This is a genomic window from Herbaspirillum sp. DW155 (genome assembly GCF_037076565.1).
Classification (GTDB): Bacteria; Pseudomonadota; Gammaproteobacteria; order Burkholderiales; family Burkholderiaceae_D; genus Herbaspirillum.
The window spans coordinates 4,247,508-4,269,437 of the sequence record NZ_AP029028.1 but is presented as its reverse complement, the minus strand read 5'-3'; the positions used below and the strand labels follow the sequence as shown (position 1 = coordinate 4,269,437).

Genomic DNA, 21,930 nt, shown 5'->3' with positions numbered 1-21,930 from the left:
ATCGTGTCGTCTTGTTGACGGGTTGTCGCTTAACAGCGTCACATTCTTGTCACAGGAATGAAATATGATCCGCCGTCTATCCAAAATCACAACGCGGGCGTGTACGGTGGAAAGTCATTTCAGTCTGACTCCGGCGACAGGGAGCAAGTTGTTCCAACCCACAGCGGGAGCGCTGGCGGTACAGGTGCCGGTGGTCCAGTTCGATGAGAACAATGCCACCGTGCTGGAAATCTTCGGCCAGCACAAGGAACTGGTGAGCCTGCCGGTGGTGGAGCGTCAGCGTCCCATCGGCCTCATCAGCCGCCACATCTTCATGTCCCAGATGTCCAAGCCGTATCACCGCGAGCTGTACGAGCGCAAGAGCTGCATCGCGTTCATGGACAAAGACCCCCTCATCGTCGAGGCCGACACCCCCATCGAAACCCTGGGCGCGCTGGCCGTGGCCTCGGGCGACAAGACCCTGGCCGATGGCTTCCTGATCGTCGAACAGGGCCGCCTGGCGGGCCTCGGCGCCGGGCTGGCACTGATGCGCGAACTGGTGGCCATGCAGGAAGAGAAGAACCGCCAGGTCATGCAAAGCATCGACTACGCCAGCGTGATCCAGCGCGCCATGCTCAGCGCCTCGCGCGCGGCCATGACCGAGGCGCTGGCCGATGCCTGCCTCGTATGGGAGCCGCGCGATGTGGTGGGCGGCGACTTCTATCATTTCGAACCTCATCCCGGCGGTTGGTTTGCCGCCGTGGCGGACTGCACCGGTCATGGCGTGCCGGGTGCCTTCCTGACCCTGATCGCTTCCTCTTCCTTGAAGCAGGCCCTCGAACTGCACGGTCCGCACGATCCGGCGCGGCTCATGCGCGAGGTCAACCGCAGCATGAAGCGCGTGCTGGGTCAGCACGGCCAGTCCGGCAAGCCGTCCGAATCGGACGATGGCATGGATGCCTGCTTCTTCTGGTTCGACAGCGCTGCCCGCACGCTCACCAGCAGCAGCGCCAATATGCCGCTGTTCCTGCTGGTGGCCGATGGCACTGAGGTGCTGACGGTGGAGGGCAAGCGTGCCGGGCTGGGCTACGTCGATACCCCCGACGACATGCAATGGGACAACCACAGCCAGCACCTGGCACCGGGCGCCATGATCTTCGTCTGTACCGATGGCGTGATCGACCAGATCGGTGGTCCCAAGCACATTGCCTTCGGCAAGCAGCGCCTGCGCCGTACCCTGCTGGAACACGGCCACCTGCCCATGCCGGCGCTGGGACGCAGGGTCGCGGAGATCCACGCGCATTACCAGGGCACGCAGCGGCGGCGCGACGATCTCTGTTTCTTCGGTGTCCGTCTGGACGCTGCTCTTCAAGACTCTCAACACGGAACACACGCATGAACGGTATCCAGCAGGAGTGGGCGGAGTTCCACAGCTACGTCGCACGGCGCGACATCGTTTTCTACTACGTCGGGTATTTTTCGCAGACCATCATCGCGGCCATGGCCGAGGCCGTGAAACTGCGCGCCGAGCATACCGGCGCGCTGGCGCAGACGCGCCGCAAATTGTTCTCTTCCTTCATCGAGATGGCACAGAACATCGTCCACTACTCGGCAGATCTGCATGAAAAGGAAGGAAAAGTCACAGAGCCGCCGATGCGCCATGGCGCGGTCTACATCACCCAGACCGATGGCCGTTACTTCCTGCATTGCGCCAATCCGGTGGATGCCGAGATGGCCGACAGGCTGCGCTCCAAACTGGAACACCTGCGCTCGCTGACCAACGACGAAATCAAGGCCGCCTACAAGGAAATGCTGCGCACCGAGGCAGCACCCGACAGCAAGGGTGCCGGCCTGGGTTTCCTGACGATGGCGCGCGATGCCAGCGCACCGCTGGACTTCGAGTTTTCCCAGCCGGGCGCCGATGGCGCGCAGACCTTCTATCTCAGGGCCACCATCTGATGGCCCGCCGCCACTGACCCACGACACCATGGACAATTTATTCATCGCCGCCAGCGCCAGTTCCCCCGAGGTGGATTTCCGCTTCGACCAGCGCAGGCTTTCGCTCAAGGGCGAATCCTATCCCGAAAACGCGGCCCAGTTCTGGGGTGAGATCATCGCCACGCTGCGCCGCTTCCTGGCCGAGGACGACAAGGGCGACGCCATCACCGTCAACGTGGCGCTGGCCTACTTCAACAGTTCCAGCACCAAGATGTTGTTCTCGCTCTTCGATGCCTTGAACGAGAAAGCCGAGAGCGGCACCGAAGTCATCCTCAACTGGTACCACGACGAGGAAGACGACACCATCTTCGAATTCGGCCAGGAATTGCAGGAAGACTTTGCCGCGCTGGTCTTCCACGATCACGCGGTCCAGAGCTGATGGGCAGCGACCTTTTCGCGGCTGAAGCCGAGGCCCTGCACCGCGCCAATGCGGTACTGGCCGACCCCGCCAGCGACCCCGCCGCCCACCGCGCGGCGCTGGAGGAACTGGTGCAGCACTACGGCCAGCTGATGCGCCAGAGCCGCCGCCTGATCTCGCGCAGCGACCGCACCGAGCGCGAACTGAACCTGCTCAATGCACGCCTCAAACAGCTCAGCGACGAGCTGGATTACAAGGCCCGGCACGATAACCTGACCGGTGCCCTCAATCGCGGCGCGGTGTTCGAGCGCGCCCATCAGATTCTGGAAAAATCATCGATGTCGCTGATCGTGCTGGACATCGATTTCTTCAAACGCATCAATGATGAGTTCGGCCATCCCGCCGGCGACGCGGTGATCCGCGAACTGGTCGGGCGCCTGCGCACCACCCTGTCGGGCCACGGCGTGATCGGCCGGGTCGGCGGCGAAGAATTCACCATCCTGCTCGCTGAGGTGGCGCTGGAACAGTCGGTGATCCTGGCCGGCAAGATCCGCCAGGCCATTGCCGGTGAACGTTTCCAGTGCCTGCCGGCGCGACCGGTCACCTCCAGCTTCGGGGTGGCGTGGGCTCACGCCGGCAGCGATTTCGAAGACGCCTATGCGCGTGCCGACCAGGCCTTGTACCAGGCCAAGCGCGGCGGACGCAATCGGGTGGAATCGGAAGAGTCGGTCACCGGCTGAAGGCCGGCGACCAGGAGTAGCAGCAAGGAGAAACGGGCAGAAGACCTTGCCGGTGGGCCCGTCAGTTTTTCTCAGTAGCGCGTCATCGCCGCCACCAGCGCGGCCAGCGAGCCGGCTTTCATCTTGCGCATGACCTGCTGGCGATGCGCCTTCACCGTGCGTTCGGAAGTCCCCAGTTCGGCGGCGATCTGCTTGTTCAGCCGTCCCGTCACCAATCGATCCAGTACTTCACGTTCGCGCCGCGTCAAGGTCTTCAGGCGCTGGTGATGTTCCAGCCGCTGTTGCATCAGCGGGCCGGATTCATCAAAGGGCATGAGCGCACCCCGGAAGGCTTCCACCAGCTGCTGGCGCAGCATTGGCTGGCTGCCGTTCTCGGCCACCGCTGCCGGGTAATGGTGCTGGCTGGTGTCGTTGGCCGCATGAGGGCTGTCCTCCAGTGAACCCACCGGCGTCGCCCCCGTGAAGACGATCAGCGGCCGCCCCAGCGCACGTTCATCGAGCAGCGAACGCAGCCTCGGTGCGTCCAGATTCTGCATGTGCACTTCCAGGACCAGCCCGCCGGGGGCATTGCCGTTGGTCTCCTGCAGGAATTTGTCGGCCGACCGATGGTGGGCGACCTGGAATCCGGCGGCCTCGAGCAGGCGGACCAGCGGGCCGCCGAGCGCTTCTTCTCCACCGACGATGTGAGCGAGATGTGCAGTTGTCACGTTTTTCTCCCTTGAGCGATATGAACGCATCGGACGAATCTAATGGGCTTCACCGCCGCTCGTCGGGCTGGCCGATTGCCGGGTAACGAGGACATGCGGGAAGAAAAACGCAGTGTCGCCGCGCTATGGAACTTGGTCGAGAGAAAGGAAGTTTTATGGGGAAGACTTAGAATTGATTCGAGAAATTATTCAAATAATTTCTGGATCAAGACCATGGTCAGTGGCAACACGCCACTCCGCGCGGCCTGACGGGGACGAGGGCGAGCGGGCGAGTTCCTTGCCGTCGTTGCGCCGGGCGACCCCGGTTGTGGTGGAAAAACGGCAGGGGTGGGGGACATCGGCCAGGCAGCGTTGCGCAGCCTGGCCGCAGCGGGTGGGTCAGTGCAAGAGGATCTTGGCCTTCAGCGGCATTTCGTCGATCTGCTCGAAGCGCCGCAGGCGCGCCAGGATGGCTTCGTCCAGCACGTGTTCCTTGTTCAGCAGCAGCACGCCGGAGCGGGTGCGCAGGTCCTCGGCCAGCTTCATGCCCACGCGCAGGTCCTGTGGGGCCAGCAGGCGGGTCTGCTGTTCCATGGCCAGGCGCTGCTCTTCCATCATGGCGATGAAGGTGTTGACCACCAGCGGGTCATAGCGGTGGCCGGCATGGGTGCGCAGCATCGACAGGGCTTTCTCGGGGCTGACGTTATGGCTGGTGATGCCGCCATTGCACAGGCCCTCGAAGTCGCGCACCACGGCCAGGATGCGCGAGCCCAGCGGAATGGCGTCGCCCGAGAGGCTTTCCGGTACGCCCCGGCCGTCATAGCGTTCGTGCTGGTGGCGGATGATCTCGCCGGTCTCGGCCAGGGTCGGAATGGGCGTGAGTAGCATCTGCCCTTTCACCGGATGCCACAGGAAGCGCTGCAGTTCGTCACTGCTCATCTTCTCGATGGGCTTCTTCACCAGTTCATCCGACAGGTCCAGCTTGCCGATACCGTGCAGCATGCCGGCCATCATCATCTCCTTGGCGTGATGGCTGTTCATGCCCATGCGCAGCGCCAGTTGTTCACACCAGCGCGCAATGCGCGCCGACTGGCCGTTGGTCAGTCCGGCGCGTAGTTCGCTGATGTCGGAGAACACGTGCAGCATGCTGAGGAAGGCTTTCTGTTCCTCTTCCTGGGCGTTTTCGAGGAACAGCACGGTCTGGCGTAGTTCTTCGGTGCGCGACTGCACCTGGCGTTCCAGCTGGCGGTTGAAGTCGGCCAGCTGCAGGTTCTGCTCGCGCACCTTGCGTTCCAGCGCCATCTTCTGCTTGCGCAGTTGCTGTTCCTCCAGGGCGTGGGCGACCGTCATGAGCAGTTCGCGGTCTTCCCACGGCTTGGCGAGGTAATGGTGGATGCCGCCGTCGTTGATGGCCGAGATGGTGCTGCCGATCTCGGAGTAGCCGGTCAGCAGGATGCGCATGGTGGACGGCCACTGCTGCCTGACCTGGGCCAGGAACTGGGCGCCGTTCATGCCGGGCATGCGCATGTCGGAGATCACCAGGTCCACTTCGGCGCTGGCCAGGATGTCCAGGCCGGCTTCGGCACTGGTGGCGGTCAGCAGGCGGTAGCCCTGGGGGCGGAAGGTGCGCTTGAGCGCCGACAGGATGCTCTGCTCATCATCCACCAGCAGCACGCACGGCGGCGGCAGGGCGAACGGGTCGGCTTGTTGCAGGGTCTGGAGTTCCTGGCTGTGGATGGCGGTCATGATGCTTCTCCTGGTTCGCCCGAGGCCATGCTCGACGGCTGGGCGCTGGCGGGATCGATGGGCAATTCGATCCGGAAGGTGGTGCCTTTGCCCGGTGCACTGCTGACATGAATATCGCCGCCATGCTTCTTGATGATGCCGTAGGACAGCGACAATCCCAGGCCAGTCCCGCTGCCGACCGGCTTGGTGGTGAAGAAAGGTTCAAAAATGCGGTTGATGTGTTCCGGTGCGATGCCGTGGCCGGTGTCGCTGATGCTCACGGCCACCCGTTCGCCCACGCGCTCGGTACGGATGGTGACGCTGCCGCGGTCATGGATGGCCTGGGCCGCATTGACCAGCAGGTTCATGAAGACCTGGTTCAGTTCCGAGGCCAGGCACTTGACCATGGGCAGTTCGCCATATTCCTTGACGATGGTGACCTTGTACTTCAGCTCGTTGTTGGCGATGTTGAGGGTACTGTCCAGGCCGCGATGCAGGTCGGCCATCTGCCAGTTGCTCTCGCCGGTGCGCGAGAAATCCTTGAGCGACTGCACGATGCTCTTGACGCGCTGCAGACCCTCGTTGGATTCGGCCAGCAGCTCGGTGACGTCTTCGCTCAGGAATTGCAGGTCGGCGCGATCCTCGAAGGACTGCAGTTCCGAGTGCGCCACGGTCGAGGGCAGGCTGCCGCTGGTGACGCACTGGTACAGCTTGATGCCTTCCAATAGCGTGGCCACGTAGTTGCCCAGGGTGTTGAGGTTGGCGTTGACGAAGCCGATCGGGTTGTTGATCTCATGCGCCACGCCGGCGGCAAGCTGGCCGATGGAAGCCAGCTTCTCGGACTGCATCAGTTGCGCCTGGGCCATCTTGAGCTGCTCGATCAGGGCCCGTTGCTCCTCGGCCTGGCGTTGCAGGGCGTCTTCCAGTTGCTTGCGGCCGGTGATATCGGTCATCAGGCCGATCACTTCCAGGGGCATGCCGTCGGCATCGCGGATCAGGCGCAAGGTGTCGTGCATCCACAGGTAGCTGCCATCGTGGGTGCGGAAACGGTATTCGTAGATCTTCTGGTCTTCCACGAACAGCATGGCCAGGCTGGAGAAGATCGCGGCGGTGTCGTCGGGATGGATGTGGTTGAACCAGAAGTTGGGGTCGTCCAGCATTTCCCAGGGTTCGTAGCCCAGCAGGCGAGAGGCGTTTTCGCTCACGAAGGTGAGCTTGAAATCACCCGAAGGCACGCTGCTGTAGATGATGGCCGGCGTGTTGCCGATGATGTGACGGTAACGTGCATTGGCCTTGACCAGCGCGCCGGTATCGAGTGCCTCTTCGGCCTGCGGGCGCAGGCTGGCGCATTCGTTGACCATCGATGCATCGCAGTGTCCCATCTTCGCCTCCGTGGCAATGGCCCCGTCACAAGGACCGGAGCCGCGCTCCGTGTTCATGTTGCGCAGCTGGCCGAGGTCGCATGGCTGCGCTGGCGCAGTGTGCCTTGCCTCTCGGTGGGCACCACCTCGCCACGCTGCTGCGCCACGCGTGCGCTGGCCTGGTTCAGTTCCCGATAAGCCTGCTCGGCGGCGTCGATCTCCGCGCGGCTGACCTTGATGCGCACCGAGACGTACCCGGTGCAGACCCCACGCTCCCACATGGGCATGACATTGGCCCTGACCCAGTAGAAGTCGCCATTCTTGCAGCGGTTCTTGAGCAGCCCCGTCCAGGGCAAGCCGGCCTTGAGCGCGCTCCAGAGCTCGCCGAAGACCAGTTCCGGCATGTCCGGATGACGCACGATGTTCTGCGGCGCACCGATCAGCTCCTGCTCGGTGAAGCCACTGATGCTCACGAAGGCCGGATTGACGTAGCGGATGCGGCCCTGCAGATCAGTTCTCGAGACGATCGAGGCATGGGCGTCAATCTCGCGCTCCTGGTCGGTCACCGGCAGATTCAGACGCATCATCGACTCCCAAGAATTGATCCATGGAATCATTAAAGCACAAATTCATTTAAATCGCTAAAAAAATGATTGGCCTGTCTGTTAATTAGTAAATTCGTTGCGCGCGTCCAACTGAGGCAGCGCCGGCCAGGCCAATCGGCTACCTTCGGAGTGTTTTTCCTAGGTGATTGATTTTAAAGGAGGAAGTGATAATTTTCCGGCGCTTTCTGAGAGTCGTTCTCAGGATGTGCCAAAACAATTCATTCATCTATAAATTGTTTAAATTGATTTAATTGTTTAAACACGGTCTAATGATGAGCATCAAACGAAAGGCTGTCGATTCGGACCAGCCGCAGACAAGGTAGCGGCACAAGGGGGGAAAGTGAACAACAAGAACAGGGTGGTGGTGCTGACCATCATTGCCGTCATCGTCGCCGCCACGGCGCCGGTGACCGGCATGCTGTGGCTGTCGCGCCAGGCGGTGATCCAGGCCGAGCATGAGCGGCTCACGCGCTATGCCCAGACCGTGATCGAACGCGCCGAAACCACCTTCCAGTCCACCCAGCTGTCGCTGAAGGCCTTGTCCCCCCTGTTGCTGCTTCCCTGCTCGGATGAACACATTGCCCAGATGCGGCTGATCACCGTCAATTCCGGCGCCATCGAAGAAATGGGCTACTACGAATACGGCCAGCTCAAGTGCACCTCCTGGGACCGCCAGGCCCAGGCCCAGGCGCTGCGCCGCCCGCAGCCCACGTCCGTCTTCACGACGGGGGACGGGGTGGGCGTGGCGTTGAATCAGAGTTCTTTCGTCACGGATGGCCCCAGCATGATGGCGGTCCAGTACGGCGCCCACGTGGCGCTGGTGCATCGTGAGCGGTTTGTCGACGTGGTGCTGGAAGAGGGCGTGCACGTGGTGCTGGCACGCAATGGCATCGGCCTGGTGGCGCAATATGGCATGCCGGTCGCGGCCGGCATCGCCGGGCGGGCGCTGCGCGGGCCGGGTAATCAGGATTTCGACGGCTTCTTTGTCTCCACCGTCAGCCACGATGGCTGGACGGCGGCCGCCATCATCGATGGCCAGCACGTGCTGGAGACCATGACCAGCGAGCAGCACTGGTTCGTGCCGGTGGGCGTGCTGCTGGCCTTGGCGCTGGTGGTGCTGGTGTTGCGGGTCTCGCAGGCGCGGCTCTCGCCGCTGGCCGAATTGCAGCTGGCCGTGCGCAAGAAGGAATTCATCGTCCACTACCAGCCCATCATCGAGCTGGCCAGCGGCCGTTGCGTGGGGGCCGAAGCGCTGATCCGCTGGCGCCGTCCGGATGGCAGCATCGTGCGGCCGGACCTGTTCGTGCCGCTGGCCGAGGAGAGCGGCCTGATCCTGCCGATGACCGATCTGGTCATCGCCACCGTGGTCAGGGAACTGGGGGATACCTTGCGCGCCGACCGCGCGCTGCACGTGGCGGTCAACGTCGCCGCCCAGGATATCAAGACCGGCCGCATCCTCGATGTGCTCGGCCAGACGCTGGCCGGGGCCGACATCCGCACCGGCCAGTTCTGGATGGAAGCCACCGAACGCGGCTGCATGGATATCGCCGCCGCGCGCGTGACCCTCGCGCGGGCGCGGGAGCTGGGCCACTCCATGGCGCTGGATGATTTCGGCACCGGCTATTCGAACCTGCAATATCTGCAGGGCCTGCCCATGGATGCGCTGAAGATCGACAAGTCCTTCGTCAGCACCATCGGCACCGGGGCGGCGACCAGTGCCGTGATCGACCACATCATCGCCATGGCCAAGAGCCTGCAGCTGCACATCGTCGCCGAAGGCGTGGAAACGCTGGAGCAGGCTGCTTACCTGAGCGAACATGGTGTCGACTTTGCCCAGGGCTGGCTGTTTGCCAAGCCCATGCCGGCGGCGCAATTCATTGATTTCCACCGGGTGACACTGGCCGATTACGGTGCCGGTCCGGAGATCATCCGCCGCCCCGAATCCGACACCGGACCTGGCGTACCGGATTCCCTGACGCTGCAAGCCTGAGTCGGCGCCGGCGGGCCGGCCTGCCGGCGCCGTTCAGGCCGGGTCCGCCAGGCCGCCGTGCAGGCGCAGGGCCAGCGCCAGGGCCTGGTCCATGCCCGCCATATGCCGCACCAGCATGGCCGGGATCATCCCCATCACGATGTCGGCCAGCGGCGCGTTGCCGTCATCCAGATACGGCCGCAGGCGATGCAGCAGGGCCAGCAGCTCGGCATGGTCGCGGCGGTGGGCGCGCAGTTCGGCGTAGCCGATGGCGTCCATCATCTTCTCCTCTTCCCGGAATCCTTCCTCGATCTGCGCCACCAGGGCGGCATAGGCGCTGGCAAAGCGCGCCGGCGGCACCACCGCCAGGGCCGCCACACTTTCCAGCACCTCGCGGTGCTCGGCATCCATCTCGGCCAGCAGGGCCGGAATGCGTTGGGCCAGCATGCCCGCATCGGTACTGTCGGGCAGGGGAGCAACGGGATCGGCAGTATGGGTCATGACCAGCCTCCTGCAGCAGGATGCGACCCCACGCGGGTCGGGGCGGAGACATCCATATCGCCTGCAAGAGCAGGGCTTGCCGGAGGGATGTTCACTATCGATTCTAGGAGCTTGGTCTCGAAATATTTTGAGATAGCTCAATCCGGTCAGGATTGGTCGGCATCAGCGCAGCATGCGCATCCAGGTATCCAGCACAAATCACAAAGCACAAAGCACCACGCCACCGGTGAGGGTGGCGTGGTGCGGGTGTTGCCGGCCGACAGGGTGTCGGCCGTGCGCTTGTAAAAAGCGCCGTTGCTGGCTCTGCAAGTAGGTGCCGTCAGGGGGGCAGCACCTTGCGCAGCATTGCTGCCAGGTCAGGCGGTGAAAACTTTGCGACGTAGCCATTGGCGCCCACCGAGCGCACATGGTCTTCGTTGGCGGCGCCGGTCAGTGAAGAATGGATCACCACCGGCAATTGCTTGTAGAGGTCCGAGGCCTTGATCTTGCGGGTCAGGGTGAAGCCATCCATCTCCGGCATTTCCAGGTCGGTCAGCACCATGGCCACCTTGTCGGTGAGCGGCTTGCCTTCCTGCTCTGCCTGCCCGGCCAGCTCCTTGAGCTTGTTCCAGGCTTGCAGGCCGTCGTTGGTCATGATGTAGGGCAGCTTGAGGTCGGTCAGGCATTGTTCGATCAGGGCCCGCGCCATGCGCGAATCATCAGCGGCCAGCACCACCGAGCCCGGCTTGATCTTCAGTTCGTTGCTCTCGGCGGGCGCCGGCTGCATCTGCTCCTTGACCGGCGAGACCATGTTGAGAATCTGTTCCACGTCCAGCACCTGCACCAGGCGGCCACCGTCCTGGGCTGAATCGAGACGGGCGATGCTGGTGACCACGTTGCCGTGGGCGCTGGAGTCGGCCGGCAAGACCTGGCTCCATTCCAGACGCACGATCTCTTCCACCGATTCCACCGCGAACGCCTGCGTATGGCGGGCAAACTCGGTGATGAGCAGGATGTTCAGGCCGTGCCCGGCCTTGCAGCCCGCCACGGCCGGCAGGTCCACCACCGACATCACCTGGCCGCGGATGTTGACCATGCCCAGCATCGGCGAGCGCATCCCGGCGGCCGCGGTGATCTCCATCATGGGTACGATCTCGCGGATCTTGAAGACGTTGATGCCATACAGTTCGCCGGGCTTGTCCGTGCTGCCGTCGGGGGTGCCGATACGAAAGAGCAGCAGTTCGAATTTGTTGCTGGAGGTCAGGTTGGTGCGTTCGTCGATTTCTTTTTGAAAGGCGTCCATGGTGTCCCCGATAGATTGGTCAGAATTGTTCCCAGTCGCCGTCATCGCCGCTGTCTTGCGGGCGCCGGGTCGGGGCGGCCGGCGTTGCAGCCGGGGCCGGGCGGGCGATGGCCTTGGCACGCGGGGCGCTCACGGCGGCGCGGGCCGGCGTGACGTCGCGCGGTGCGGCCGTGCGCATGGCGGGCTGCGCAGTCGGGGCCGGGCTGGTGCTGGCCGGCACCATCGCGGCGCTGCTGTCGAGGCGGAACACGCCCACCGTCTGCGTCAGACGCGCGGCCTGTTCCTGCAGGGCCTTGGCGGCAGCGGCGGCCTGTTCGACCAGGGCGGCGTTCTGCTGGGTGTTTTCATCCATATGCGTCACGGCATTGTTGATCTGTTCGATGCCCTGGCTCTGCTCGGCACCGGCCGCCGTGATCTCGGCCACGATGTCGGAGACGCGCTTGACGCTGGCCACCACCTCATCCATGGTCTGACCGGCTTCGCCGACCAGCTGGGTGCCGGTCTCGACCTTGGCCACCGAATCGTCGATCAGGGTCTTGATTTCACGCGCTGCCGAGGCACTGCGCTGGGCCAGCGAGCGCACCTCCGAGGCGACCACCGCGAAGCCGCGTCCCTGTTCCCCGGCACGGGCCGCTTCCACGGCCGCGTTCAGGGCCAGGATGTTGGTCTGGAAGGCGATGCCGTCGATGACCGCGATGATGTCCACGATTTTGCGCGAGGATTCATTGATGGCACCCATGGTATGAACTACCTTGCTCACCACCTGGCCTCCGGCCTGGGCCACCTCCGACGCAGAGACCGCCAGCTGGTTGGCCTGGCGTGCATTGTCGGAGTTCTGGCGCACGGTGGAAGTCAGTTCTTCCATGGCCGAGGCGGTTTCTTCCAGGGCGCCGGCCTGCTGTTCGGTACGGGAGGACAAGTCCATGTTGCCGCTGGCGATTTCGGCCGAGGCGGTGCTGATGGTGTCGGTGCCCATGCGCACTTCGTGGACGATCTTGAGCAGGTTGTCGTTCATCTGCTTCAAGGCGGTCATCAACTGGCCGGTTTCGTCGCGGCCGGCGTTGTCGGGGATGCGTGCGGTCAGGTCGCCGTCGGCCACCTGGCGGGCAATGGTCACGGCATGGGTCAGCGGACGGGCCACCAGACGCGCAATCCACCAGGACAGGCTCAGGGCCAGCACGATGCAGCAGGCGATAAGGCCGGCGATGGCCAGGCGGGCTTGCTCATACACCCGGGTTGCCTCCAGCGCGGAGGCGGCGGCGCCCTTGGCGTTGATCTCGGTCAGCTCATTGATCTGGTCTTGCAGCTTGCGATAGACGGCGGTGGAGCTGGTGCTGAGCACTTCATGGCCGGCCTGCTTCTGGCCTTGCGAGAACAGTTTGTCCATGCGTTCATGGGCGGCCTTGTAGGCGTCCATGTTGCGCGCGAATTCGGGGAATATCTCTTTTTCGCGCGGCTCCGAGATCAAGCTCTGGTAGCGCGCCACTTCCTTCTCCAGCAGCGCCATCTGCTTGGTGGCGCGCTCGCGGGAAGCCTGTTCTTCCTTCTTGTCGTCGGTGAGCAGCTGCTGCATGTCGAAGCTGCGCGAGCGGGCCAGCGCCAGGCTGATCTTGCCCAGGCTTTCAACGCCAGGCATCCAGTCACGGGCCAGTTCCGTGGAAGTCTTGTTGACCTGTTCCAGCTGTACCAGCGAGAACCCGCCAAGCGCGACGATGAAGACCAGCACTACCAAAAAGGCGGCATTGAGCTTGTGGGCGATTTTCAGATCGTAGAACCATTTCATGATGACGACTCCTGATAGTTGCGCGCGTAGTTGAAATGGATATTGGCGCGCTCAGGAACCATCATAGGATGGCTCAGCAAATAAATCAAATAAAACAAATTAAGCAGTTGTTTTATTTCCTTAGGGATTTTCCTGAATCAGGCTCATCCTTGCCGGTTTCATGGTTTTTGCAGCCATTTTTCCACGGCGTTCATCAGGCCGACCTGGGTGAAGGGCTTGCTGAGGTAGTCGTCCATCCCTGCATCCAGGCAGCGCTGGCGGTCGCCTTCGATGGCGCTGGCGGTGAGGGCGATGATGGGGGTGCGCGGGCGTCCCTGGGCCTGCTCGAAGGCGCGGATCTCGGCGGTGGCCTGGTAGCCGTCCATGACGGGCATCATGCAATCCATCAGCACCATGTCGTAGTTGCCGCTGCGCAAGGCTTCCAGTGCCTGCTGGCCGTTTTCCACCTCGTCCAGGATGCAGCCCCGCCGCGCCAGCAGGATGCGCAGCAGCTGGCGGTTGATCTCGGTATCCTCGGCCACCAGGATGCGCGCGCCGGTGAGCGTGGCCGGGGCGGCTGCGGCAGCAGGCGGTGGCGCCAGGGCGGCCGCCGCTGCCACCGGGGCTGCCGTGGCTGGCTCGGGCGGGCTGGCGGCGCTCTGCGGTGCGGGTGGACTGTCCTCCCTTACGCTGGTGGGCGCCACGCCTTCAGGGCAAAGGATGTCGAAACTGAATTTGGTGGATTGTCCGGGCACGCTCTGGCAGGCGATCCGGCCGCCCATCAGTTCCACCAGATTCTTGCAGATGGCCAGCCCCAGCCCGGTGCCGCCGAAGCGACGGGAGATCGAGCTGTCGGCCTGGGTGAAGGGCTGGAAGAGCTGGCTCAGGGCTTCGGGCGAAATGCCGATGCCGCTGTCGGCAATGGCAAAGAAGAGCCGGAAGCGCGGCGGCATCGTCTCTTCCTGCTGGGCCGACATGCTCAGCCGCACGTAGCCGGCCTGGGTGAACTTGATGGCGTTGCTCAGCAGGTTGCCCAGCACCTGTTTCAGGCGCGAGGGGTCGCCGACCAGGCAGAGGGCGTCGTCGCAATCGATGCGTACGTCCAGCTGCACTTTCTTGTTGTGGATCGAAGGCCGGTACAGCTCGGCCACCTCGCGCACCAGCCGCGCCGGATGGAAAGGCACCTCTTCCAGATCGAGCTTGCCGGATTCGATCTTGGAAAAATCGAGAATGTCATTGATGATGCGCACCAGCCCGCCGGTGGCATTGTGGATGCTGTCGGCGTAATGCCGCTGCTTGGTCGACAGGCCGGATTCCATGAGCAGCTCGGACAAGCCCAGGATGCCATTCATGGGCGTGCGGATTTCATGGCTGACCATGGCCAGGAAGCGTGACTTGGCTTCGTTGGCGTGGTCAGCTTCTTCCTTCATCTGCATCGCCAGCTGGGCATCCTGTTCACGCCGCCGCACCTGGCGCAGGGCCACCCCGAAGCCGCCGATCAGGCCGATCAGGCTGATGACGGCCACCAGCATCAGGGGATACATCGATTCCAGCCATTCGCCGAAATACACCTTGTCGGTCACGCCGATCTCCAGGTACATCGGCGTATCACGCACAGGCCGGTGAATGCCCAGCCAGTGCGACTGCATGAAGTAGTAGGGCTCCTTGCCGTCTGCGCCGGCCGGGCGCGGCGGGCGAAGGTCGGCCAGCGGCCTGATATCGCGCCGCGACGTGGTGTCATGCACCAGTGAAGTGCCGATCAGCGGCTTCTCGTCCTGGCGCGCCAGCACGATGGAGAAGGGTTTTTCCTTGATCACCGCAGTGAAGAAATCTTCAAAGAACGAGCAGGGCAGGGCCACCACCACGATGGCCAGCATGCGCCCTTCGCGGTCGTTGATGCGGCGGGTGAGATAGAAGGTCTGTGCGCCGGAGGCGCGCGACCTGACCGTTTCACTCAGGAAATCCTCGGTCGAGGCATTCTGGCTGTGGTGGAAGTAATAGTCGCGGTCGGTCAGGTCCAGCGGTACCGGGGGGAATACCCGTGACTGGGCGATGACGCGGCCCTGGGCATTGCCGATGCCGATGCCCTGAATGAAGGGCAGACCACGGATCTTCTCGCGCAGGGTCTGGGAATAGGCGGCGGTGCTGACATGCGCGCGCAGCTGGTCCTCGTCGTTGACATTGGCCATTTCGATGTCGGACTGGATGCTGTCCAGTACCAGGCTGGCCGAGGAGATGGTCTGGGCGGTGCTTTCGGCCAGCGCCGTGGAGAGGGTTGCCAGGTCGCTGCGCCAGTCATTGAGGCTGGCGCGGTACAGCAGTGCGCCGGAAACGATGACGGTGGCTGCCAGCAGGCCCAGCAGCAAGCCGCCGAGCGTGACGGCGGATTTGCGGATGCGCGGCGTGGCGGGCATGGAAGAAGTCATGGGCTGGCAGGGCAGAGCAGAAGCTGCCCTTGCAGGTCAGGACTGCGCCAGAGCGCGCGCGCAGCGCCCGATTTCTTCCAGCACCAGCGCAAAGCTGGCCTGCAGTTGCCGCAGTTCTTCCGGGGACGGCGCCTGACCGTTGCGCGCGGCCTGCTCGGTCTGCTGCAGCAGCGTCGTGAGAGCCTGCGCCTGGAACAGCGCGCTCATGCCTTTCAAGGTATGGCTCTCATGCCGGCTGCGCTCGGCGTTGCCCGCCAGGGCGGCCTGCTCCAGCCGCGCGAAGATCGGTGGCGCGCTTTCGACGAAGGTGCGCGCCAGCGCAGCAACGGTGCCGGCGTCCCCGCCCACGGCTTCCAGCAGGTGGCTGGGGTCGATATGGTGATAGTCGTCAAGTGACTGGACCAGATGCACGTTTTTCCCCTCTGTTCTCGTCGTGGCCAATTTACTTCGGCTCTTGTAACGGTAATGTGAAGCTGAATGTAGATCCTTGATGTTGTTTGGACTGTAACATGAGTTGGCCTCCCATGAGCGTCACCAGGCGTTGCGCGATGGTCAGACCGAGGCCGGCACCATCCTTGGCGCGCCGTTCGCTGTTATCGGCCTGGGTGAATTTCTCGAAAATGGTATCGAGTTGCGCGGCGGGAATACCGATGCCGGTGTCCTTGATACGGATCGCCAGCTGGTCGCCGCTGCGCTCGACCTCCACCAGGATGCGCCCGGTGTCGGTATAGCGCACCGCATTGCCGATCAGGTTGTCGAGCACGCGCAGCACCTTGCGCTGGTCGCACACGACGATCTGCGGGACTTCATCGCTGATGCGGCATTCCAGCTGCAGGCCCTTGGATTGGGCGCTCTGGTAATGGCGGGCGATGGCCTGGCCGACCAGTTCGCGGATATTCTCGGGCTCGGCGTGGATGGCTACCCGGCGGTCTTCCAGCGCAGTCACTTCAAGGATGGCCTCGACCAGCTCCAGCAGGCGGTTGCCGCTGTCATGGATGGCCGTGGCGTATTGCGCCAGGGGCGACCCGCCCAGTTCTTCGCGCAGCGCGTCCGAATAGCCCAGCACGCCATTGAGCGGGGTGCGGAATTCATGCGACATGTTGGACAGGAAGCGCGACTTGGCCTGGCTGGCCTGCATGGCGTCCTGGCGGCTCCTGAGCAGCGAGCCGGCCATCCAGATCAGCACGGCGTTGAAGATCAGCACGGCCAGCGTGATCAGGGAGGCCAGCGTCAGGGTGCGGTTGCGTTCGCGGTAATAGGGCGCCAGGCGTTCTTCGATGTCGATGCCCACCGAGGCGTAGAGCGGATAGTCGCGCAGCTTGTGGAAGGCATAGATGCGTTCGCGGCCGTCGACTCGGCTCACCGCCTCGATGATGCCGGTGCCCTGGGCCAGCATGGCGGCGTAGACCTTGCCGCCGGTCACCTGTTCTCCCATGGCATCCATGTCGCCGGTGCGGCGCACGCGCGCCACCCCATCGGCACCCACCAGGGTGATGACGCCATGGCGGCCGACGTCGATCTGGTGGTACAGGCTGGTGAAGTATTGCGGATCCATGGACACCACGATGACGCCGCCGAAGCCGCCATCCGGGCGGTTGATGCGGCGGGTGAGCTGCAGCGACCATTTCTGCGAGACGCGTCCCAGCACCGGCTTGCTGATGAAGAGCTTGTCTTCACCGCCCTGCATGTGCACCTGCACGTGCTCGCGGTCGGACAGGTTCAGCGGCGTGAAGGGTTTGCTGGAGAGCACCACGTCGCCCTTGGCATCGACGACGGTGAAGAGGTTGTAGACGTTGCGGGCGACCAGGCCGTTGCTGACCTCGGTGGCCAGGTCCAGCGACTGGCCGCGTTCGGCATAGCGGTAGCGCAGATAGACAGCGGCCTGGTCGGCCGCCTCGATGGTGCGGTAGGCGTGTTCGAGGAACAGCCGCGACAGCGACTGGGCGTCACGGCGGGCGTCTTCGAGGTTGTTTTCCCGGCTGTTGTTGAGTTCCTTCAAGGCACCCAGCCACAGGCCGCAGATCAGCAGCAGCGAAAACAGGCCCAGGGCCAGGCGCAGGTCGATGCGCGCGAACCGGAGAGAAAGAGAGGGGTGTTTCCGGTCATTCATGGCACTGCTGGCCTTTCCTCGGTGATCCCTTAGCGGGTCTCGCGCTCCCTGCGGGCACTGCAGGCCCGCATGTAACCGCGCAATTCATCAAAATTGACCGGTTTGGGGAAGAACACCACCCCGGCCGGAATACCGCCCCGCTGCGCCATTTCTTCTGCATCCAGGCTGCTGACGATGGCGATGCTCACATCGCGCAACTCCGGATCGTGGAGGATGGTCTTGACCACTTCGTAGCCATCCATGCCTTCCATGACGATATCGGCCAGCACCACGTCGGGTTTGCTGCGCGCGATCTCCAGGAGCGCCTTGTAACCGTTGTCGCAATACACCAGGTCCAGCGGCAGTCCCCAGGAAGCCATCGCGCTGGCGTAAAGCTCGCGCTGCAGGCGGTTGTCCTCGATGATCAGCACGGCCGTGCGGCCATTGCCGGGACGCGCTGCCGGACTGCTGCGCCCATGCTCGGACTCGCCGGCCGACGACGACCCCGGCGTGGCCTTGTACGCCTGCACGGCTGCCAGCGGGATGCGGCGATGTCCGCCCTTGGTCTTCCAGGCCTCGATGATGCCGGCCTCGACCAGTTGCTGAACGGAGGACACCGAGATGCCCAGGATGTGGGCCGCTTCCTGCGTGGTGCAAACCTCGGAGCTGGTTGTCTTTGCGGTTTTCATAAATCCATTATCGGTATTTTACACAAATAAATCAAATTCATTAGATAGAATTTGAAATCGGTATAATCGTTTTTCAACGAAAAGCAACAGTGGTGCTGATTGGCAAGCCTGTGACCGCCCATTATGCAGAGAATTTCGTGAGTTCGTCAGATTTTGTGTATTTTGCCTGCTTTTACAGGCTCCGGCAGCAATTACCACCCTTTGAGAGGGGCTGCCGGTGCGGCCTTCAAAGGGTGTCGAGCCGGCTGCGCAGGTCGGCTGCGCGTTGCTGCAGGGCAGCCACATCGTCCGGCGGCATCTTTTTGATCTGCTGATAGGCCATGCCCATGCGCGCATTGTTGCCGAAGCTGCTCTGGTGACGCAGGAAGAAATCCCAGTACAGGGCATTGAAGGGACAAGCCCCGGCACTGGTCTTTTGCTTGGGGTCGTAGGCGCAGCCCTGGCAATAGTCGCTCATGCGGCCGATGTAGGCGGCGCTGCTCACATAGGGTTTGGTGGCGATGATGCCACCATCGGCCCACTGGCTCATGCCCAGGGTGTTGGGCAGCTCCACCCATTCGAAGGCATCGATGTAGATGCCCAGGTACCAGTGATGCAGCGCCTTGGGGTCCAGCCCGGCCAGCAGGGCGAAATTGCCGATCACCATCAGGCGCTGGATGTGATGGGCGTGCGCCGTCTGCAGCGACTGGCCGATGGCGTGGCGCAGGCAGTTCATGCGGGTCTGGCCGGTCCAGAACCAGGCCGGCAGGGGCAGCCGGTGCGCCAGCGCGTTGCGTTCTTCATAGCCGGGCATCTGCGACCAGTAGATGCCGCGTACATATTCACGCCAGCCGATGATCTGGCGAATGAAACCTTCCACCGCCGCCAGTGGCGCGCGGCCTTCGCGACAGGCGGCCTCGGCGCGGCGCACCACTTCCAGCGGATGCAGCATCTTCACGTTGAGCGCGAACGACAGCAGGGAATGGAACAGGCGCCGGGCCTGGCTGCTCATGGCGTCTTCGTAGTCGCCGAAGTGCGGCAGCACGGCGGTGATGAAGTGCTCCAGATGCTGCAGGGCTTCGGCGCGGTCCAGCGGCCAGCGCAACTGCGTGGCCTGCGGATCGCCGAAGCTGCGCACGCCCTGGGCCTGCAGCATTTCCCACAGCGCGCCGTGGTCATGCGGCTGGCGCCAGTCTTGCGGCTCGGGCGGATTGCCGGGCCAGCGCTTGCGGTTGTCGTGGTCGAAATTCCACTGGCCGCCCTCGGGCTTGCCTTCGCCATCGAGCAGCAACTCGAAGCGGCGCCGCATCTGCCGGTAGAAATGCTCCATCAGCCATTGCTTGCGGCCTTCGAAGAGGCGCGGCAATTCGTGACGGGCGGTGAGGAAGTGTTCGCTATCCACTACGCAAATCTGTCCCTGGTGCGCTTGCGCCCAGGCGTCGCCCCATTGCTGCAAAACCTGGTCGACGCGCCATTCGTCCGGCGACTGCCATTGCACGCAGCGGGCCTGGTAATGCGCAGCCAGCGCTTCCAGGTTGTCCACCAGCGACTGGCGGTTGCTGGGGTCGTCCAGCCGGATATAGCGCACCCGGTGACCGGCCGCCCGCAGGTGCTGCGCGAAGGCGCGCATGGCGGCGAAGAGGGCCAGGATCTTTTGCGCATGGTGCAGCACGTAGTCGGTTTCGGAACGCACTTCCATGAGCACGTAGACCACCTCTGGATCGAGATGGTCGAACCAGGAGTGTTGCGGATTCAACTGGTCGCCCAGGATCAGGCGCAAGGTGGAAGCCGGGTGGACCGGCGCATGGGCATTCTTCTTCATGGTGAATCGACGTTCAGTCGCTCATACGCTGTGCCGGCGCCCATAGCGCCCCAGCGCCAGGAAGGCCGCCAGTTTCAGCGCGCAGGGCAGGGCGGCATAGACCAGCGGCAGGCTGTGGCTGGGCCCCTGTCCAGGGTGGTAATCGAGGGCCGACAGCAGCGGCAGGGCGATCCCCGCCAGCGCCAGCGCCAGCTTGCCCAGCATGGTGAGGATGCCGAAGGCCGCACCGGTGGAGCCCGGCTGGGTCACCACGCGCGCCAGCAGCACCGGCGGCAGCAGCAGGTCGGCGCCCAGCGCCGCCCCGGTGGCCAGGCACACGGCCAGAAACGCCCAGCGCTCGCCCGGCCCCAGCAATATCGCACCGATGAAGCCGGCAATGGACAGCAGCATGGCCTGGCGCCAGCAGGCGATGGCGCCCAAGCGCCGGGCCAACGCGCTCCACAGCGGCAGGCCCAGTGCGGCCGCGCCAAAGTAGGCGGCCAGGAAGAGTCCGGCCAGTGCGCGTTCCTGCAACTGATCTTCGATGAAGAACAGCGCCAGCGTGGCCGCAATGGCGGCCGACAAGGCATTGAGCAGATAGGGCGGCAGCAGCGAGCGGAACGCCCGGTTGGCCCACAAGCCACGCAGCGACACCAGCCAGCGCTGGCCCTGCACCACCATCGGCGGCGCCGGCTGGCGCAACAGCAACAGCAGCGCCACGCCCAGCACCGCAGCGAAGAACAGGCAATACCAGGTGAGGCGCTGATCGACCATCGCCGGGTCCGCTGCCAGAATGCCCACCGGCACCACGCTGGCCACGATGACACCGGCCAGGCCGGCGCCTTCGCGCCAGGCAACCGCGTGCATGCCTTGTTCCGGCAGGCGCGAACCCCAGGACAGATAAGCGATGCTCAGCATGCTGTGCGCCCCATAAGCCAGCACCAGCATACCGACCAGCCACAGCATGGCGGCCTGGGCCGTGGAAGGGGGCTTCCAGAGGGAGATGAAGCTTAACGCAAGCACCACCCCGGCAGCCGCCATCCAGCGCTTCTGGCGCTGTGCCGAGCGGTCCAGCAGGTGACCAAAAAGGGGATCCTGCAGCATGTCCAGCAGGCGCGCCGCAAACAGCACCCAGCCCAGCGGGGCCAGCGCCACGCCGACGTGGCTGGCGTAATACGCCGGGATCTGCACGAACAGCGGCAGCGCCGCCATTGCCAGCGGCGCACCCAGTACGCCATAGGCGGCGTTGCTGGCGCGCGTGGCGGAGGCCGAGGGTCGCTCCGGCACCGCGCTCAAGGGGTCTCCCCGAGCAGGCGGCGGCGCAGGCTGTCGTCGCGGCTGGGCTGGCCCAGCCAGATGTTGAAGAAGGAACGCGCCAGTTCCGGATCGGCGATCTCGGCCAGCAGCCTTTCCCGGTCATAGAGGCGCATGCCGCGCTGGGGCAGGTAGACGCCGACCAGTTCGTCGCCATCGGCTACATCGATGAAGGCGCGCTGCAATTCGTTTTTCCAGCGCGCCAGGGTGGGGCCGGCGATGGGCGCCGGGCTCATGCGCTGGATTTCCTCGATGGAGGTGGTGGCCAGCTTGTCGCGGCTGATCTTGACCTTGTAGTCCAGCTGCAGGGCAAAGGGCTGGCTCTCATCCAGCGGCTTTTGTGGCGCCCACAGGGTGGCGTGATAGATGCGGAAACCCAGCCAGGTCATGGTGCCGCTGCCGACCGTCTGCAGTGAACCGGGCAGCGCCTCGCGCCAGGGCTGGGCCGCATGCGCCGCACGGCCGGGCCAGAGCGCCGCCAGCGCCAGCAGGAAGACGCAGCAGGCCAGGCGCAGGCGCTGCCGGCGCAGCAGATCGGGGGAGCGGACGGTGACGTTGGGCATCGGGAGACTCCTCAGGGACAAGACGCGGCACAAGCAGCAATACAGTTGGCAATACAGTCGGCCATGCTCGGCAATACAGTGCGCAATACAGTGGCACGCCAGC

19 protein-coding genes are annotated in these 21,930 nt (G+C 63.9%); 5 read left to right on the top strand and 14 right to left on the bottom strand.

The window, feature by feature from the left end:
• The first annotated feature begins 64 nt into the window (after window positions 1–64).
• From AACH55_RS19335 to AACH55_RS19320, 4 genes are read left to right on the top strand one after another with little or no spacing between them, the layout of a single operon-like run.
• Window positions 65–1,378, top strand: a complete 1,314-nt coding sequence (locus AACH55_RS19335) for a SpoIIE family protein phosphatase (RefSeq protein ID WP_338716263.1) — start codon at window positions 65–67, stop codon at window positions 1,376–1,378.
• The gene (locus AACH55_RS19330; RefSeq protein ID WP_338716262.1) at window positions 1,375–1,938 is read left to right on the top strand and encodes a SiaB family protein kinase; all 564 of its coding nucleotides are present in this window, start codon (window positions 1,375–1,377) and stop codon (window positions 1,936–1,938) included. The genes AACH55_RS19335 and AACH55_RS19330 overlap by 4 nt, the downstream gene beginning before the upstream one ends.
• A 28-nt stretch (window positions 1,939–1,966) precedes the next feature.
• The gene (locus tag AACH55_RS19325; protein ID WP_338716261.1) at window positions 1,967–2,356 is read left to right on the top strand and encodes a DUF1987 domain-containing protein; all 390 of its coding nucleotides are present in this window, start codon (window positions 1,967–1,969) and stop codon (window positions 2,354–2,356) included.
• Entirely contained in the window at window positions 2,353–3,075 is a 723-nt protein-coding gene (locus tag AACH55_RS19320) for a GGDEF domain-containing protein (protein WP_338720356.1), read from the top strand. Before AACH55_RS19325 ends, AACH55_RS19320 begins: the two co-directional genes overlap by 4 nt.
• Window positions 3,076–3,146: 71 nt before the next feature.
• On the opposite strand, the gene AACH55_RS19315 is transcribed toward AACH55_RS19320, so the two are convergent.
• From AACH55_RS19315 to AACH55_RS19300, 4 genes are all read right to left on the bottom strand, one after another.
• The gene (locus AACH55_RS19315) at window positions 3,147–3,782 is read right to left on the bottom strand and encodes a LuxR C-terminal-related transcriptional regulator (protein WP_338716260.1); all 636 of its coding nucleotides are present in this window, start codon (window positions 3,780–3,782) and stop codon (window positions 3,147–3,149) included.
• Between the two features lie 378 nt (window positions 3,783–4,160).
• Complete coding sequence (locus AACH55_RS19310) at window positions 4,161–5,507, bottom strand: HD domain-containing phosphohydrolase (protein ID WP_338716259.1); 1,347 nt, start codon at window positions 5,505–5,507, stop codon at window positions 4,161–4,163.
• Window positions 5,504–6,868: an ATP-binding protein gene (locus tag AACH55_RS19305; protein ID WP_338716258.1), complete on the bottom strand. Its 1,365-nt coding sequence runs from the start codon at window positions 6,866–6,868 to the stop codon at window positions 5,504–5,506. The genes AACH55_RS19310 and AACH55_RS19305 overlap by 4 nt, the downstream gene beginning before the upstream one ends.
• A 53-nt stretch (window positions 6,869–6,921) precedes the next feature.
• Window positions 6,922–7,431: a PAS domain-containing protein gene (locus tag AACH55_RS19300; RefSeq protein ID WP_338716257.1), complete on the bottom strand. Its 510-nt coding sequence runs from the start codon at window positions 7,429–7,431 to the stop codon at window positions 6,922–6,924.
• Between the two features lie 361 nt (window positions 7,432–7,792).
• Between AACH55_RS19300 and AACH55_RS19295 the strand changes: the two genes are divergently transcribed.
• The gene (locus AACH55_RS19295; RefSeq protein WP_338716256.1) at window positions 7,793–9,442 is read left to right on the top strand and encodes an EAL domain-containing protein; all 1,650 of its coding nucleotides are present in this window, start codon (window positions 7,793–7,795) and stop codon (window positions 9,440–9,442) included.
• A gap of 33 nt (window positions 9,443–9,475) precedes the next feature.
• Here AACH55_RS19295 and AACH55_RS19290 read toward each other — a convergent pair whose 3' ends face one another.
• From AACH55_RS19290 to AACH55_RS19245, 10 genes are all read right to left on the bottom strand, one after another.
• A complete protein-coding gene (locus tag AACH55_RS19290; RefSeq protein WP_338716255.1) occupies window positions 9,476–9,922 on the bottom strand; it encodes a hemerythrin family protein in 447 nt (148 codons plus the stop codon).
• A gap of 319 nt (window positions 9,923–10,241) precedes the next feature.
• Window positions 10,242–11,204, bottom strand: a complete 963-nt coding sequence (locus tag AACH55_RS19285) for a chemotaxis protein (protein ID WP_338716254.1) — start codon at window positions 11,202–11,204, stop codon at window positions 10,242–10,244.
• A gap of 19 nt (window positions 11,205–11,223) precedes the next feature.
• Window positions 11,224–12,987, bottom strand: a complete 1,764-nt coding sequence (locus AACH55_RS19280) for a methyl-accepting chemotaxis protein (RefSeq protein WP_338716253.1) — start codon at window positions 12,985–12,987, stop codon at window positions 11,224–11,226.
• Between the two features lie 158 nt (window positions 12,988–13,145).
• Window positions 13,146–15,392, bottom strand: a complete 2,247-nt coding sequence (locus tag AACH55_RS19275) for a response regulator (protein ID WP_338716252.1) — start codon at window positions 15,390–15,392, stop codon at window positions 13,146–13,148.
• A 36-nt stretch (window positions 15,393–15,428) separates the two neighbouring features.
• A complete protein-coding gene (locus tag AACH55_RS19270) occupies window positions 15,429–15,803 on the bottom strand; it encodes an Hpt domain-containing protein (RefSeq protein ID WP_338716251.1) in 375 nt (124 codons plus the stop codon).
• Window positions 15,804–15,834: 31 nt separating this feature from the next.
• Complete coding sequence (locus AACH55_RS19265; RefSeq protein ID WP_338716250.1) at window positions 15,835–17,502, bottom strand: ATP-binding protein; 1,668 nt, start codon at window positions 17,500–17,502, stop codon at window positions 15,835–15,837.
• Between the two features lie 29 nt (window positions 17,503–17,531).
• On the bottom strand, window positions 17,532–18,170 hold the full coding sequence (locus AACH55_RS19260; RefSeq protein WP_338716249.1) for a response regulator: 639 nt from the start codon (window positions 18,168–18,170) through the stop codon (window positions 17,532–17,534).
• Window positions 18,171–18,396: 226 nt separating this feature from the next.
• Window positions 18,397–19,971, bottom strand: coding sequence for a cryptochrome/photolyase family protein (locus tag AACH55_RS19255; RefSeq protein WP_338716248.1), 1,575 nt, complete (start codon window positions 19,969–19,971; stop codon window positions 18,397–18,399).
• A gap of 21 nt (window positions 19,972–19,992) precedes the next feature.
• Window positions 19,993–21,246, bottom strand: a complete 1,254-nt coding sequence (locus AACH55_RS19250; RefSeq protein WP_338716247.1) for an MFS transporter — start codon at window positions 21,244–21,246, stop codon at window positions 19,993–19,995.
• The gene (locus AACH55_RS19245) at window positions 21,243–21,827 is read right to left on the bottom strand and encodes a chalcone isomerase family protein (protein WP_338716246.1); all 585 of its coding nucleotides are present in this window, start codon (window positions 21,825–21,827) and stop codon (window positions 21,243–21,245) included. The genes AACH55_RS19250 and AACH55_RS19245 overlap by 4 nt, the downstream gene beginning before the upstream one ends.
• Between the last annotated feature and the right edge of the window lie 103 nt (window positions 21,828–21,930).